This window comes from Blastopirellula retiformator (genome assembly GCF_007859755.1).
Taxonomy (GTDB): domain Bacteria; phylum Planctomycetota; class Planctomycetia; order Pirellulales; family Pirellulaceae; genus Blastopirellula; species Blastopirellula retiformator.
Genome location: NZ_SJPF01000003.1, coordinates 162,947 through 176,381 on the forward strand (window position 1 = coordinate 162,947; position 13,435 = coordinate 176,381).

11 protein-coding genes are annotated in these 13,435 nt (G+C 60.6%); 8 read left to right on the forward strand and 3 right to left on the reverse strand.

Annotation, left to right across the window (positions count from 1 at the left end; all coding sequences use genetic code 11):
* The first annotated feature begins 84 nt into the window (after positions 1–84).
* Positions 85–1,779, forward strand: a complete 1,695-nt coding sequence (locus tag Enr8_RS12425) for an adenylate/guanylate cyclase domain-containing protein (protein WP_146431967.1) — start codon at positions 85–87, stop codon at positions 1,777–1,779.
* Between the two features lie 7 nt (positions 1,780–1,786).
* On the opposite strand, the gene Enr8_RS12430 is transcribed toward Enr8_RS12425, so the two are convergent.
* Positions 1,787–2,947 (reverse strand): hypothetical protein, encoded by a 1,161-nt coding sequence (locus tag Enr8_RS12430; protein ID WP_146431969.1) that lies wholly within the window; start codon positions 2,945–2,947, stop codon positions 1,787–1,789.
* Between the two features lie 203 nt (positions 2,948–3,150).
* On the opposite strand from Enr8_RS12430, the gene Enr8_RS12435 reads away from it, so the two are divergent.
* Positions 3,151–4,773 (forward strand): phytoene desaturase family protein, encoded by a 1,623-nt coding sequence (locus tag Enr8_RS12435; protein ID WP_146431972.1) that lies wholly within the window; start codon positions 3,151–3,153, stop codon positions 4,771–4,773.
* Positions 4,774–4,889: 116 nt separating this feature from the next.
* Complete coding sequence (locus tag Enr8_RS12440; RefSeq protein WP_146431974.1) at positions 4,890–6,560, forward strand: sulfatase-like hydrolase/transferase; 1,671 nt, start codon at positions 4,890–4,892, stop codon at positions 6,558–6,560.
* A gap of 7 nt (positions 6,561–6,567) precedes the next feature.
* On the opposite strand, the gene Enr8_RS12445 is transcribed toward Enr8_RS12440, so the two are convergent.
* A complete protein-coding gene (locus tag Enr8_RS12445) occupies positions 6,568–7,359 on the reverse strand; it encodes a PhzF family phenazine biosynthesis protein (protein ID WP_146431976.1) in 792 nt (263 codons plus the stop codon).
* Between the two features lie 142 nt (positions 7,360–7,501).
* Here Enr8_RS12445 and pdxA point away from each other — a divergent pair, with 142 nt between their 5' ends.
* The 4 genes from pdxA (at position 7,502) to ppk2 (ending at position 11,986) form a co-directional block, all read left to right on the forward strand.
* Entirely contained in the window at positions 7,502–8,536 is a 1,035-nt protein-coding gene (gene pdxA, locus Enr8_RS12450; RefSeq protein WP_146431979.1) for a 4-hydroxythreonine-4-phosphate dehydrogenase PdxA, read from the forward strand.
* A gap of 93 nt (positions 8,537–8,629) precedes the next feature.
* Positions 8,630–9,844 carry a PQQ-dependent sugar dehydrogenase gene (locus Enr8_RS12455; protein WP_146431981.1) on the forward strand — a complete coding sequence of 405 codons (1,215 nt, stop codon included), beginning with the start codon at positions 8,630–8,632 and terminating at the stop codon, positions 9,842–9,844.
* Positions 9,845–9,863: 19 nt separating this feature from the next.
* On the forward strand, positions 9,864–10,844 hold the full coding sequence (locus Enr8_RS12460; RefSeq protein ID WP_186767618.1) for an NAD(P)/FAD-dependent oxidoreductase: 981 nt from the start codon (positions 9,864–9,866) through the stop codon (positions 10,842–10,844).
* 287 nt (positions 10,845–11,131) lie between these two features.
* Positions 11,132–11,986, forward strand: coding sequence for a polyphosphate kinase 2 (gene ppk2, locus Enr8_RS12465; protein WP_146431987.1), 855 nt, complete (start codon positions 11,132–11,134; stop codon positions 11,984–11,986).
* Here ppk2 and Enr8_RS12470 read toward each other — a convergent pair.
* Positions 11,983–12,201, reverse strand: coding sequence for a hypothetical protein (locus Enr8_RS12470; RefSeq protein ID WP_146431989.1), 219 nt, complete (start codon positions 12,199–12,201; stop codon positions 11,983–11,985). The genes ppk2 and Enr8_RS12470 overlap by 4 nt on opposite strands.
* Before the next feature lie 98 nt (positions 12,202–12,299).
* Between Enr8_RS12470 and Enr8_RS12475 the strand changes: the two genes are divergently transcribed.
* On the forward strand, positions 12,300–13,424 hold the full coding sequence (locus Enr8_RS12475; protein WP_246120066.1) for a glycoside hydrolase family 16 protein: 1,125 nt from the start codon (positions 12,300–12,302) through the stop codon (positions 13,422–13,424).
* The last annotated feature ends 11 nt before the right edge of the window (positions 13,425–13,435 follow it).

Consider the following 13,435-nt stretch of genomic DNA (forward strand, 5'->3'; position numbering starts at 1 on the left):
ATCGGAAGCCACTTTCCGCCGGTCAATTCTGTTATCCTGACTGGCTGTCGATCCTTCACCTCTCATCCGGCGACTGGAACTGGCATGTTTGACTTGTTCGTTCGTGATACGCAATCGAATCGCCGTGCGCGCCGCCCCTTGGAAATCGGTCAAACCTTTCTGATTGGGCGTAAGACCGAACCGTTTGCGGCGCCGTGGGACGGGAAGATCTCGGGACAGCATGCCGAAGCGACCTGGGACGGCAAGTCGCTGAAGATCCACCGCCTGGCCGCCGCCGCCAATCCAATCTTCTTTCAAGGCCGGGCGACCGACTCGCTGACGGTCGCGCCCCGGCAATATTTTGTGATCGGGCGAACCGAGTTTCATGTCGTGCCGCACGAAATCGACGTGACGATCGATTCGCCCAGTCCGCAGGCCGAGGTGACGCTCGCGCCGGCGCGCCTGGCGGCCGCTCCCTTTCGCGTCGCTGCTGAGCGGATTGAAGCGATCTCGAAACTCGCCAGCGAGGTCGCCGGAGCGGTCAGCGACGATCAACTGGCGGCTCGGACGTTGGAGATCGTGGTCAAAGGCATCCCGCACGCCACCGGCGCCGCCATTTTTGAAAAGCGGGGCGATCCAATCGTGACCTCCGCGATGCATCTCCGCGACGATTCCGCTCCGATGACGCCAAGCGCAAAACTGATTTGCCAGACGCTGAAAAGTCGCGAGTGTACGATCCACGTTTGGGAAAAAGAGGACGCTATCTCGGCGCACGGCGTCACTGTCGACCCGCACGCCGAATGGGCGCTCGGAGCGCCGATCGGCACGTTGCCGGCCGTGCTTTACGTCTCTGGCGTCAGCCCGCGATTGATCGGACAAGCGACCGAAGTCGAAACGCTGCAGGATGACTTGAAGTTCACCCTGTTGGCGGCCGCGACTTACGGCAACTTGCTGGGCGCCCGCGAACTGCAGAAGCGTCAGGCCTCGTTCGCCCAATTCTTCTCACCCAGCTTGCAGGAGCTGATCCAGCAGGACGATTGGGAGAATCTGCTCAAGCCGCGAATCGCCGACGTCACCGTCCTGTTCTGCGATCTCCGCGGTTTCAGCCGCCGGGCTGAACTGCAACGCGATCGTCTGCTGCAGCTACTGGAAGAAGTGAGCGATGCAATCGGCGTGATGACGGCCGCGATTCTAGGGCATGGCGGCGTGATCGGCGACTTTCATGGCGACGCGGTGATGGGGTTTTGGGGCTGGCCGGTCGCCAAAGAGGATGATGCGGCGGCCGCCTGTCGCGCGGCGATGCAGATCTTGGAAGCGGCCGATCGCGACGGACGCTATCGGGTTGGCGTGGGGATCGCCTCGGGCAGCGCCGTCGCCGGCAAGATTGGCAGCCAGGATCAGGTGAAGGTGACGACGCTCGGTCCACCGGTCAATCTGGCGGCGCGGCTGGAGAGTCTGTCCAAGCAGTTCGCCGCCCCGGCGCTGATCGATGAGGCGACCGCGCAAGCGGCTGGCTGTGACGATTTGCGATTCGAGCGGCTGCTGAAAGTTCAACCAGCCGGAATGGAAGAGGCGACCTCGGTGTACGCCCTCTCATCGGCCGACACGCCAGCCCGGTTTCTGGAACTACAGCCGGCGTTGGAAGCGTTCGACCGCGGCGATTGGAACGCGTCGCTCACGGCGCTTCGTCAAACGGGCGCTGCACATCCCTTGGGCCAACTGATCGAGGCCTATATCGCCGAAGCTGGCCCTGCACCGGACGAAGGTTGGAACGGCGCGCTCCCGATTCGGCGGAAGTAGTCGCGGATTACGACTTCGTCTTCGATTGCAGCAGGCTGGTGATGAAGCCGAGCATGTCGTCTCGCTTTTGGCAGAACGTGGCCAGCTTTTCGTAGTCGCCGGAGGCGTTAGAAAGTTCGGCCAGCGTCGGGGCGATTCCCATCGTGTGCACCCCTTCCGGAATCATGCGGAGCGCCACGTCGAGCGCTTCGCTCGCTTTGCCAGTGCGGGCCAACAGCGAAATGTAAGTCTCGATCGCCAGCGAGCCTTCGCGGCGGATGTCGCTCGCTTCCGCCTTCTCGCGAAAGTGCTGCATCGCCGCATCGTAGTTTTCGCCCAACAGCGCCTGGAAGAAGAGCGCGTTGTGAGGATAGGTGTCGGTAAACGGAACTGGCTGCTCGTATTGCAGTTGCGGATCGAGCCGCCGGCCGTAGGCGGTTAGGTCGAGCGCCAAGCGAACCAGCTCCGGATCGTCGAGAACGCGCGCAAAGCGAACGGTCGCCGCCAAGTGACTGGCGTCAATGTGATAGCCGCTGGTGCTAAACAAGTAATCGCGGGGCTCGATGATCTCGGCCAGCGTCGGTTCGGTCGGATCACTCCCTTCCTGATGTGAGACGTCCGCTTTGAGCGTCGCGGTCAACTCTTCGTGCAAGTGCTTCAGCAACTTCGCCGCCAGCGGCTGTTGCTTGGCGGGCGATAATCCGGCGAATTGTTGTTCGTACGTGGTGATCGCGTTGCAGGTGCCGTGATGCTCTAGCAATAGGCCAAACCCAAGCTCTTGATCGACTCCTTCGTGCAGCGCCACTTCGATCACGTCGTCGAGCGTGTCTTCCTCGTCAAAATCAGCTTCCCGAATCGCCCGCAAGACCGGCTCTTTGTCGCCGACGGGACGCAAGTAGTACCACCCTTCGCGGATCCGCCCTTCGTCTAGCAGCAGCGTGCCGACCTCGCGGCAGACCTCGATCAGGGCGTCTTCCAGCTGATTCCGCTTCTCTTCGGTCAGTTCGTCCCCGAGATCGTTGTAGAGGAGCGGCAGGCCGAGCCGCAGCCGCGCAAGCATCTTCAGCGCTTCAAACAGCTCGTAGTACTTCTTCTCTTGACGCAGTTGGTCCGAAAGACGCTCTAAGGCCGCCTCGGCGCCTTTTTCGTCGAGGGCATTCCGAATTTCGTCGTAGGGGCTGGCGGACAACGGCGGGTCTCCTGATGGCGGGCAAGTGGGATCGAAGCTGATCGATCTATCGTAACAGGCCGAGCCGCGCGAGTGAAGAAAGCGGCCTGGTCGGGTTGCGCCGATTCTGACGGCCAGCAAAACTGCGCTCGACTTTATGGGGGCGGCAGGGCGATGCTAGCCGGTGAAGTTAGGAACACAATTCTCGTCACGGCGGAGCGGCGATGGCTGGCGGAAAATTTTACGACTGCGTCATTATCGGCGGTGGACACAATGGCCTGGTCACGGCCGCCTATCTTGCCAAAGCCGGCAAAAAAGTGTGCGTCCTGGAGCGGCGTCACGTTCTGGGTGGCTGCAGCACCACCGAAGAGCTATGGCCCGGCTTTAAGGTCTCGACCGCCGCGTACGTGATCAGCCTGTTTCTGCCCGAGATCATCCGCGACTTGCAGCTGAAGTCGCACGGCCTGGCGATCTTGCCACGCAATCCTTCGTCGTTCACGCCGACGCTGGATGGGCGCTCGCTGCTAATGGGGCCGGATGAAGTGGCGACGCAAAAAGAGATCGCCAAATTCAGCCAGCGCGACGCCGAGAACTATCCCAAATACAACGAACTGCTCGAAAACGTCGCAAAGGTGATCGAGCCGCTCCTGTCGCGGACCGCGCCCGATCCGATCCCGATGCCCAAGACCTGGCGGAAGATCGGCCTGACGAAACGCCTGCGTGACGCCAGCCGTCTGTGGGACATGTACAGCGAAGTCGGCAAACTGGGAACCGATCTGCCGGCGGCGCTAGAGCTGTTGACCGGCGCCGCGCGGCCGATTGTCGAACGTTGGTTCGAGAGCGAGCCGCTGCGAGCCACGCTGGCGACCGATGCGATCATTGGCGCCTTTGCGTCGATCTCGGCGCCGGGGACCGCCTATGTGCTAATGCATCACGTGATGGGGGAAGCAGGCGGCAAACGAGGCGTCTGGGGCTACGTTCGCGGCGGCATGGGGGGATTGGCGACAGCGCTTGAAAACGCTTGTCGGCAGTATGGCGTCGACATTCGCCGCGAAGCGCCGGTCGCGCGGATCCTGGCCGACAAGGGCAAGGTACGCGGCGTTCAACTAGTCGACGGCGATACGATCGAAGCGGAGTGCGTCGGTTCGAGCGTCGACGCGCACTGGACGTTTGAAAAGTTCCTCGATCCCGATCAGCTTCCGCCCGAGTTTTTAGCGGCGGTCAAGAACATCGACTACGCGTCCGCCTCGGCCAAGGTGAACCTGGCGCTTTCGGAGCCGCCGAACTTTACCGCCCTTCCCTCGACCGGCGTTGCGCCGCAGCATCATGGCACGATGCATGTGTCGCCTGACATCGACTACATCGAACGGGCCTACGACGACGCCAAGTATGGCAAACCGAGCGCCAGTCCGATTCTGGAGATGACGATGCCGACGTCGGTCGACAATACGATCGCGCCGGACGGACAGCATATCTTGTCGATGTTCGTGCAGTACGCGCCGTACAACCTGCGGGAAGGCTCGTGGGACGACATCAAAGAGTCGTTCGCCGACCGCTGCGTCGAAGTGTTGGCCGAGTACGCGCCGAACGTCCCGGGCTCGATCTTGCATCGCCAGGTCCTCTCACCGCTCGACCTGGAGCGGACCTACGGCATCACCGGCGGCAACATCATGCAAGGAGCGATGAACTTCAATCAGCTCTTTGTCACCCGTCCGGTGCCAGGGTGGGCCGACCACCGGACCCCGGTCTCGGGGCTCTATTTGTGCGGCGCCGCCAGTCATCCCGGCGGCGGTGTGATGGGGGCAGCCGGCAAGAATGCGGCTGCCGAGATGCTGCGAGATTTCTAGGCGAAACGGCGATTTGTTCAAAATCGCTGAATGTTGGGGAGTTTTCGGCAATAATAGGGGGCCGCAGCGCATCTGTGCTGCAATATTCGCCCCTCAATGACCGGAGCTTGCCCCCGATGCTTCGCCTCTTCGTTTTCGCGATCGCGTTATCTCCCTGGTTGGCTTCGTTGGCAATCGCCGCCGACAAGCCGAACGTCCTATTTGTCGCCGTCGATGACTTGAACGACTGGGTCCACTGCCTGGGCGGTCACCCTCAAACCAGGTCCCCGAATGTCGATGCGTTGGCGGCCAAGGGGGTGTTGTTCGAGCGGGCCTATTGCTCGGCGCCCGCCTGCAATCCTTCTCGGGCATCGCTGCTCACCGGGATCCCGCCTTCAACCTCCGGCGTTTATCACAACGATCAGCCTTGGCGGCCGGCGCTGCCTGATGCGGTTACCTTGCCGCAGTTCTTTCAGGCGAGCGGCTACGAGGTGATCGGCTGCGGTAAGCTCTTCCATGGTTCTTACCGCGAAGAAACAGGGTTTGATCAGTACCGGAAGCAGATGGGCGATCCGAAGCCAAAGAACCTGCCGCTTAACGGCATTCCCAAGACCTCCCACTTCGATTGGGGCCCGGTTAACGCGCAAGACGCCGAGATGAGCGACTACCAGATGGTCGACTTCGCCATCAAGCAGTTGCAGCAGAAGCATGACAAGCCTCTCTTCCTGGCATGCGGCATCTACCGCCCTCACCTTCCCTGGTACGTGCCGCAGGAATATTTCGATCACTTCCCGCTTGATCAGATTCAACTGCCTGAGATCAAAGAGGACGACTTAGCCGATGTTCCGCAGGCCGGCGTCAAAATCGCCCGGCCGGATGGCGACCATCGCAAGGTGACGTCGACCGACAACTACGCCAAGGCGGTGCAAGGTTATCTCGCCAGCATCGAATTTGCCGACGCCCAGATCGGGCGGTTGATTGCGGCGCTAGAGGCGAGCGAGTACGCCGACAACACGATCATCGTTCTGTGGGGCGACCATGGTTGGCACCTGGGCGAGAAGCAACACTGGCGGAAGTTCGCCTTGTGGGAAGAAGCGACCCGCGTGCCCCTGCTAGTCGTCGCCCCCGGGGTTACCCAGCCCCAGCAGCGCTGCGGGCGAACGGTGACGCTACTCGACATCTACCCGACCCTGGCCGAACTCTGCGGGCTCACACCACCGGCCGCGGTGGAAGGAAAGAGCCTGGTCCCGCTGCTTAGCGATCCAGCCGCCGCGTGGGATCGCCCGGCCGTGACGACGCACGGGCGAAACAACCATGCCGTGCGTGACGAGCGGTGGCGCTACATTCGCTACGCCGATGGCAGCGAAGAGCTTTACGATCATCTGGAAGATCCGCAGGAGTGGACCAACGTCGCCGATCAGCCGGAAAACGCCGCGGTGAAGAAACGTCTGGCCCAATGGGCGCCAACGACCAATGCGGAAGATGCGGAGCGCGAGAAATCGGCCACCGCCAAGGGGCGCAAGCCGATTACCATCGAAGGAACCGTCATCGTGAATGGAGCGCCTGTCGCCGGTTTGGAAGTGGCGATCTATGGCCGAGGAGGAAAGGTCAAAGCTCGCGGCGTGACCGACGCGAAGGGGAAGTATGTGTTGCAAGAAGAAAACGGCGGTCTGCCCGAAGGAGAGTTCCGGTTGACGATTCGTGGCGGAAATCTGCCGCCGAAATATGCAGAGTTGAGCAAGTCAGTTCTGAAGGTTGCGGTCTGCCGAGGAGCGAACTGGTTGGATTTTCAGTTATTGTCGCAGTAGCGCCGCGTCACGCGTCCAGCTCGCCCCGCAAGACGGTAACCGCCGCGCCGCGTAACTTCGCGCGATCACCGTCGAGGGTCACTTCCACCTCTCCACCACGCTGCGAGCATTGAAACGCCCGCAGCGTTTCTTTTTGCCATTTCGGCGACCAGTAGGTCACCAGCGCGCAGTGGGCCGAGCCGGTCACCGGGTCTTCGTCGATCCCGCTGCCTGGGGCAAAGAAGCGAGAGAGGAATTCGTACCGCTCTCCATCGCCCCGGCACGTCACCATCACGCCGCGCACGCGGATCTCGGCCAAGGCGCGAAAGTCAGGCTGCACGCTCCGCAGCTCGGCTTTGGTCGCGACTTCGACCAGCACGTCGCGGCGATTGCGCCCGGTGGCGATCGCCTTGCAGCCGAGCGCCGCGATCAGTCCGGCCGGCGGCGGGCAGACTTCGATCTCGTCGATCGGAAAGTCGAGCTCGATCCGCGAACCAACCTTCGTCGCGGTCAGCACGCCGCTGCGGGTGTTGAACTCAATCGTCTGCTCTGGCGCCGCTTTGCCGGTTTCCCATAGGAAGTGCGATGCCGCCAAGGTGGCGTGCCCGCAAAGATCGACTTCGACGGTCGGGGTGAACCAGCGCAAACGAAAACGGCTTTCCTCTTGCCAGAGAAAAGCCGTTTCGGAGAGATTCATTTCCGCGGCGACCTGTTGGAGCCAACTATCTTCGCACGGTTGCGAGAGCCAACAGACGGCGGCGGGATTCCCAGAGAGGGGTTGGGACGTAAAGGCGTCAATTTGATAGAGCGGCTGCGGCATGTTGGGCTCGTGGGGTAAGGTGCGGGTTCTACTCTTCCCTCGACAACCAAGTGGTCCGCCAGGTTCGCCTTCCTAGCGGTCGGGCGGCGATCTGATTCTAATAAGAGGGAGAGATTGTCCCGCTTTGTTCGTCTAGATTGCTATGAAACCGAGAATTGCCGTCACGATGGGGGATCCGGCCGGAGTTGGTCCGGAGATCGCCTTGCGCCTATTAGCCAATGCCGATGTCGCCCAATATTGCACGCCGATCGTCTTTGGCGACGCTCCGCTACTGCGCCGGGTGGCGAAGTTGCTGGACCTGCCGATGTGCGAACAGGTGATCGCTGCTGCGGACGGCGCCGATCAACTGCGCGACGTGACGACGCCGGCCATTTATGATCTGCAAGCGATCGATGCGGCGGCCGTTGTGCCAGGCGAGATTTCGGCAACCTGCGGTCAAGCCTGTTACGACTACATCCTGGCGGCGATCCGCGCCGCAGAAGCGGGACAGGTCGACGCGATCAGCACCGGCCCGATCAACAAAGAAGCGCTGCACGCCGCTGGGGTCAACTATCCGGGGCATACCGAGATCTTCGCCGACGAGACCGATTCGGCCCGCATCTGCATGATGCTGACGTCGGAAGAAATCACCTGCGGGTTTGTGACGACGCATGTCGGTTATGGAGAAGTTCCCGGCTTACTGACGCAGGAAAGAATTGTCGAGGTAATTGAGCTTTGTCACGAGGCGATGCGTCGCATTCGGGGGCACGCCCCCAAGATGCTGATCTGCGGGCTCAATCCTCACGCTGGCGAACATGGCTTGTTCGGCAATTCGGAAGAAGAGCGAATCATCGCGCCGGCTGTCGCCGAGGCACAATCGATGGGCGTTGATATTTCCGGGCCTTTGCCGCCGGATACGGTCTTTCTGCGGGAGCGCCGCGCGACGACCGATTGCGTGATCTGCATGTATCACGATCAGGGACATATTCCGCTGAAGGCGTTGGCGTTTGATGTGGCGGTAAACATTACCTTGGGACTGCCGATTATCCGCACCTCGGTCGATCACGGCACCGCGTTTGATATCGCGTGGCAAGGTAAGGCCGGCGTGACCAGCCTGATCGAAGCGGTTCGCCTGGCGTCGCGGTTGGCGATTGACCCGACAGCGGCAGTCGCCCCCGAATTGGGCGGATTGGCCTGATTTCGTGTTGGGCGGCTCATAGAAAGGGGCGTTGGAGAAGGCTAAAATAGTCCGGAACCGAAATCCCCCCTTTCCAAACCACGAGTCGCATCCATGCCGTTTCGCCGAACGTTTTCGTTGTTTCTGTTGTTGGCGATGTTCGCCGCCGTCGTGCGAGCTCAAGAGGCCGCACCGGTCGCTTTCTCGGAAACGCCGCTCGACACGGTCGAGATGGTTCGCACTTTCAAGAACCTGCGAATCCGCCGTCCCTTGATCATCACCCATGCCGGCGACGGAAGCGGCCGGTTATTCGTCGCCGAACAGCAAGGTGTGATTCACATCATGCCGAAGGACGAAGCGGAAGGGGAAACGACCGAGGTCTTCCTCGATATCGACAAGCAGGTCCATTTCAACCCGCGACAAAACGAAGAAGGCTTCCTCGGCTTCGCGTTTCATCCCGACTACAAGTCGACCGGCAAGTTTTACGTCTACTACACCACCGAGAAAGAACCGCAGCTTTCGGTGATCTCAGAGTTCTCGGTGTCGCAGGATGATCCGAACAAGGCCGACCCCGCGTCCGAAAAAGTGATCATGACGATCAAGCAGCCGTTCTGGAATCACAATGGCGGCACGATCGCGTTCGGCCCCGACGGCTATCTCTACATTGGTTTGGGCGATGGCGGCAGCGGCGGCGATCCGAAAGGAAACGGGCAGAACCTGTCGTCGCTGCTCGGTTCGCTGTTGCGGATCGACGTCGATCATCAGGCTGACGGTAAGAGCTATGCGATTCCGGCCGACAACCCGTTTGTTGGCGTCAAAGGCGCCCAGCCCGAGATCTACGCCTATGGTCTTCGCAACATTTGGCGGTTCAGCTTTGATTCCAAGACCGGCGTATTGTGGTGCGGCGACGTCGGCCAGGATATCTGGGAAGAGATCAACCTGATCGTCAAAGGCGGCAACTACGGCTGGAACAAGCGCGAAGGGTTCCACCAGTTCAAAAACAGCGGCGTGGACGCCAACGACAAGATGATCGAGCCGATCTGGGAATACAATCACGAGGTCGGTAAGTCGATCACCGGCGGCGTCGTCTATCGCGGAACCGCCGTGCCGGAATTGGTCGGAAAATACTTGTACGCCGACTACGTGACCGGTAAAGTTTGGGCGCTGGATTATGATCTGGAAGCGAAGAAGGTGAAAGCCAACTATCGCATCGCCAATCCATCGAACCCGCCGGTGGTTACGTTTGGCGAAGACGAATCGGGAGACGTGATTGTCAGCGCCATCTTTGGCGAATACGGCACGCTCTATCGATTCAAGTCGAAGAAGTAAAACCAGGAGGGAAGGAAGCTTGAAAGTCGCGATTATTGGCGCTGGATTGTCGGGCCTCGTTTGCGCTCGTGAGCTTTCTTCCCAACATGACGTGCAGTTGTTCGACAAGGCCCGCTGCGTCGCGGGCCGCATGTCGACTCGCCGCGTCGAGCCGGATCTCCAGTTCGACCATGGCGCCCAGTACTTCACTGCCCGCGACCCACGCTTTCATGTCGAAGTTGATGCGTGGGTCGCTGCCGGAGCAGCGGCTCCCTGGACCAGTCCAATTGGCGTGCTCCAGTGCGGCGAAGTCACCCTCTCAGAAAACAGCCCGGTTCGCTACGTCGGCGTTCCGGCGATGAACGCGCCAGTCAAACGGCTCGCCGAAGGGCGGGCGATTCATCTCTCCACACGCATTGAAGCCGTCAGCCGCGACGACGACGGCTGGACGTTGGCCGCTGAGTCGGGCGAACGCTTCGGCCCGTTTGATGCGCTTATCTGCACGGCGCCGCCAGCGCAAGCGACTGTGTTGCTGGGCGAAGTCGCGCCGCAGTGCGCTGCCGAGGTCGCAAAAGTCACGCTGAACCCATGCTGGGCGACGCTTGTCCAATTTACGCAGTGGTTGCCGTTCGATCTGGATGGCGCCTTTGTGCATGACTCTCCGCTTTCCTGGATTGCGCGGAACGGCAGTAAGCCGGGCCGCAATGCGGAGCCAGACTGTTGGGTTTTGCACGCGACGCAAGCGTGGAGCGAACGGCACGTCGAGCAGTCGCCCGACCAGATCGCCCCGCAGATGTTGGCGGCGCTGGCGGCGGCGATTGGCAAGTCGCTGCCAGGGGTCGCCTATCAAACGGCTCATCGTTGGCGATACTCGATTCCGCCGCAGCCGCTGTCGGTTGGGTGTCTGTCCGACGCCGAGTTGCGTCTGGCGGTCGGCGGCGACTGGTGTCAACAAGCGAAAGTGGAAGGCGCTTTTTTGAGCGGGCTCGCATTGGCCGAAACGGTAGTCCAGTGGGAGTGAGCAAGCGCTAGATACGAGAACGTTTCCTCCGAAGAAAGGATTGGAATGAACGATTCGTGGAGCATGATCGTTTTTCGCCTGGTGGAACTTCCGGCTCGCTTACGCGGGCGACGTCAGTACGAGGATCGCATCCGTCAGCGGAGCGGCTGGCGTCATGCTCATGGTCGTCGTCGCTACGATCGGCATGATTCGCACGACAGTCGCCGAGCGCGTATGCTACCCTTTCTGAGAAAGACGCCGGCCAGTCGTACGGCGCCCTCCGCCCCGCTTCTCTGAAAGCCGACCCAATGAGTAAACGCTCCAAGTCGAAAGACGATCACGCCAAGAAGAATGACAGCGATTTGGATCAAGAGCGCGACCCACGCGACCGCATGAAGAAGAAGCAGTACGAGAAGGAGCTTGAGCGGTTACAGATCGAGTTGGTCAAGGCGCAGGAGTGGATCAAAAAGCAAGGAACGGGATTCGTCGTCCTGTTTGAAGGTCGCGACGGCGCCGGCAAAGGAAGCACGATCAAGCGAATCGCGGAAAAGATGAATCCACGCGGTTGTCGCGTCGTCGCCCTTAGCAAACCTTCTGACGTCGAGCAGACTCAGTGGTATTACCAGCGGTATGTCGCGCATCTGCCGTCAGCTGGCGAGATCGTGTTGATGGACCGCAGTTGGTACAACCGTGCCGGCGTCGAGCGAGTGATGGACTTCTGCACCGACGAGCAGTACCAAGAGTTTCTCCGCAGCACGCCGGAGTTCGAGCGGATGTTGATCCGCAGCGGCATCCATTTGATCAAGTACTGGTTCTCGGTCAGCTACGAAGAGCAAGGGCGGCGGTTTCAAAAGCGGTTGGACCAGCCGGACAAACGGTGGAAGTTTAGCCCGATGGATATCGAGGCCCGCAAGCGGTGGTACGACTACTCGAAAGCCCGCGATGCGATGATGGCGGCGACCGATATCCCGGAAGCGCCGTGGTACGTCGTACCGTCGGACGACAAACGCCGCGCCCATCTCAACTGCATCTCGCACTTGTTGAGTCTGGGCGAGTACGAAGACATTCCGCGCAAGAAGATCAAGCTGCCGAAGCGGGATGATGACCAGCCGTACGAAAACAACCTGCGGGGCGAGCGCCGGTTTATCCCGCAGCCGTACTAGAAACCGCTGTCGGGTGAGAGTAGCTGTTTAAGCACGCGATCTTTTTCGGCGACGGCGTCGGCGATCGCTTGTTCGATGTCGTCGCGCTGAGCGTCGTCGGACGCTTCTTCCAGAGCCGCTTGTAGATCTTCGACAACCGCCTGATGCGCTTCCTCGATCGCCTGACGGGCGACATCGGGGCCGGCATTGCAGAAACCGCGGAAGTCTTCTTTCATCGTGAGTGCGCCTGGCCGCAGTTAGATTTTCGTGGTTAGAGAGTAACGTTTTACCGTTTGTCTATCATAGCAAGGTAAGCCTGTCGTCGCTCCCTGATTTGTACGAGAGAATCCTTCATGCGTCGCTGTTGCTCCTGTTGAATATCTGCTGTTTTTCCGCTGCGGCCGATCTGCCCGAAAGTCTGCCGGCGCCGCCGGAGAGCGCCAAGCTCGTCTTTACCGAGGATTGGTCGACCGGCCAGATTGATCCGCAAAAGTGGTATGTGCTGCGGAAGAAATGGGGCGGCGGCAATCATGGCGTGGCGCCGGAGAATGTCGCCATCGCCACCGACGACGTGCATGGAGAACAGAAAAGCGTCCTGGTCTGCACCGGCCATGGCGATCAGTACGATGGCGACGTCGTCGGCCTGTGGGGCCGCAAAGATCGCGTGGGCGGCGTGATCGTGTCGAAGCCCTTCTTTGCTTCCGGCCGATATGAAATTGTCGCCAAGGTCGGCCAAAAAGAACGACACGAAGGAGGCCCGCAAGACCCGCGCGAGCCAAGGGGCGCCATCCCGGCGATGTGGACTTACGGCTATCGCTGGGTTCACGCCAGCGACGAACCGCTTGATGAGTTCCAGGCCGACAAGCCGATGTACAACCCGCACATGAAAGCGTACGGCATGGGCGCCAACGAGTACTGGTCGGAGCTCGACTTCCCCGAGTTCGGCAAGGGTGGCAAATATTCGGAGGCGCTCTACAACACGTTTCTGCAGAACCGGCACGAGCCGCTGCTGTGGGATGTGTCGCACGCGATCGATGGCGACTACCACGCCTTCGTCACCGAGTGGCGGACCAAGCTGCAGCCCTTGCCGGCCGTGACCGACGCGATGGTCGCCCAGCAGGACGGCTTTTACTGGATTCAGGAGAAGTCGATTCCGTTTGCAGACTATGTCGGCAACCCACTGAAGAAGCTCGGGCCTGATCAATACGCCGTCTACGCGGTTCACTACATCGACGGCAAGAAGGTGGCCGAGAATCATCGTTTCGTTCCGTCGATGGCGGCCCAGTTGAACCTGGGCATCTGGCTGCCTGATTGGGCGGGACCAGCCGCCTGGAAAACGGCCAGCATTAAGTTTGCGTCGGTCAAAGTGTGGCAATACGACGACCCCGGCGACGTGCGAGACGTGATCGTCGACGACCTGAAAAACAACATGGACGAACAAGGACGTGAGATCCGCTAAGTCTATGCCAT

Coding starts and splice junctions, on each gene's coding strand:
- Enr8_RS12470 (WP_146431989.1), bottom strand. CDS start 12,201: ATGAAAGAAGACTTCCGCGGTTTCTGCAATGCCGGCCCCGATGTCGCC.
- Enr8_RS12445 (WP_146431976.1), bottom strand. CDS start 7,359: ATGCCGCAGCCGCTCTATCAAATTGACGCCTTTACGTCCCAACCCCTC.
- pdxA (WP_146431979.1), top strand. CDS start 7,502: ATGAAACCGAGAATTGCCGTCACGATGGGGGATCCGGCCGGAGTTGGT.
- ppk2 (WP_146431987.1), top strand. CDS start 11,132: ATGAGTAAACGCTCCAAGTCGAAAGACGATCACGCCAAGAAGAATGAC.
- Enr8_RS12440 (WP_146431974.1), top strand. CDS start 4,890: ATGCTTCGCCTCTTCGTTTTCGCGATCGCGTTATCTCCCTGGTTGGCT.
- Enr8_RS12435 (WP_146431972.1), top strand. CDS start 3,151: ATGGCTGGCGGAAAATTTTACGACTGCGTCATTATCGGCGGTGGACAC.
- Enr8_RS12425 (WP_146431967.1), top strand. CDS start 85: ATGTTTGACTTGTTCGTTCGTGATACGCAATCGAATCGCCGTGCGCGC.
- Enr8_RS12455 (WP_146431981.1), top strand. CDS start 8,630: ATGCCGTTTCGCCGAACGTTTTCGTTGTTTCTGTTGTTGGCGATGTTC.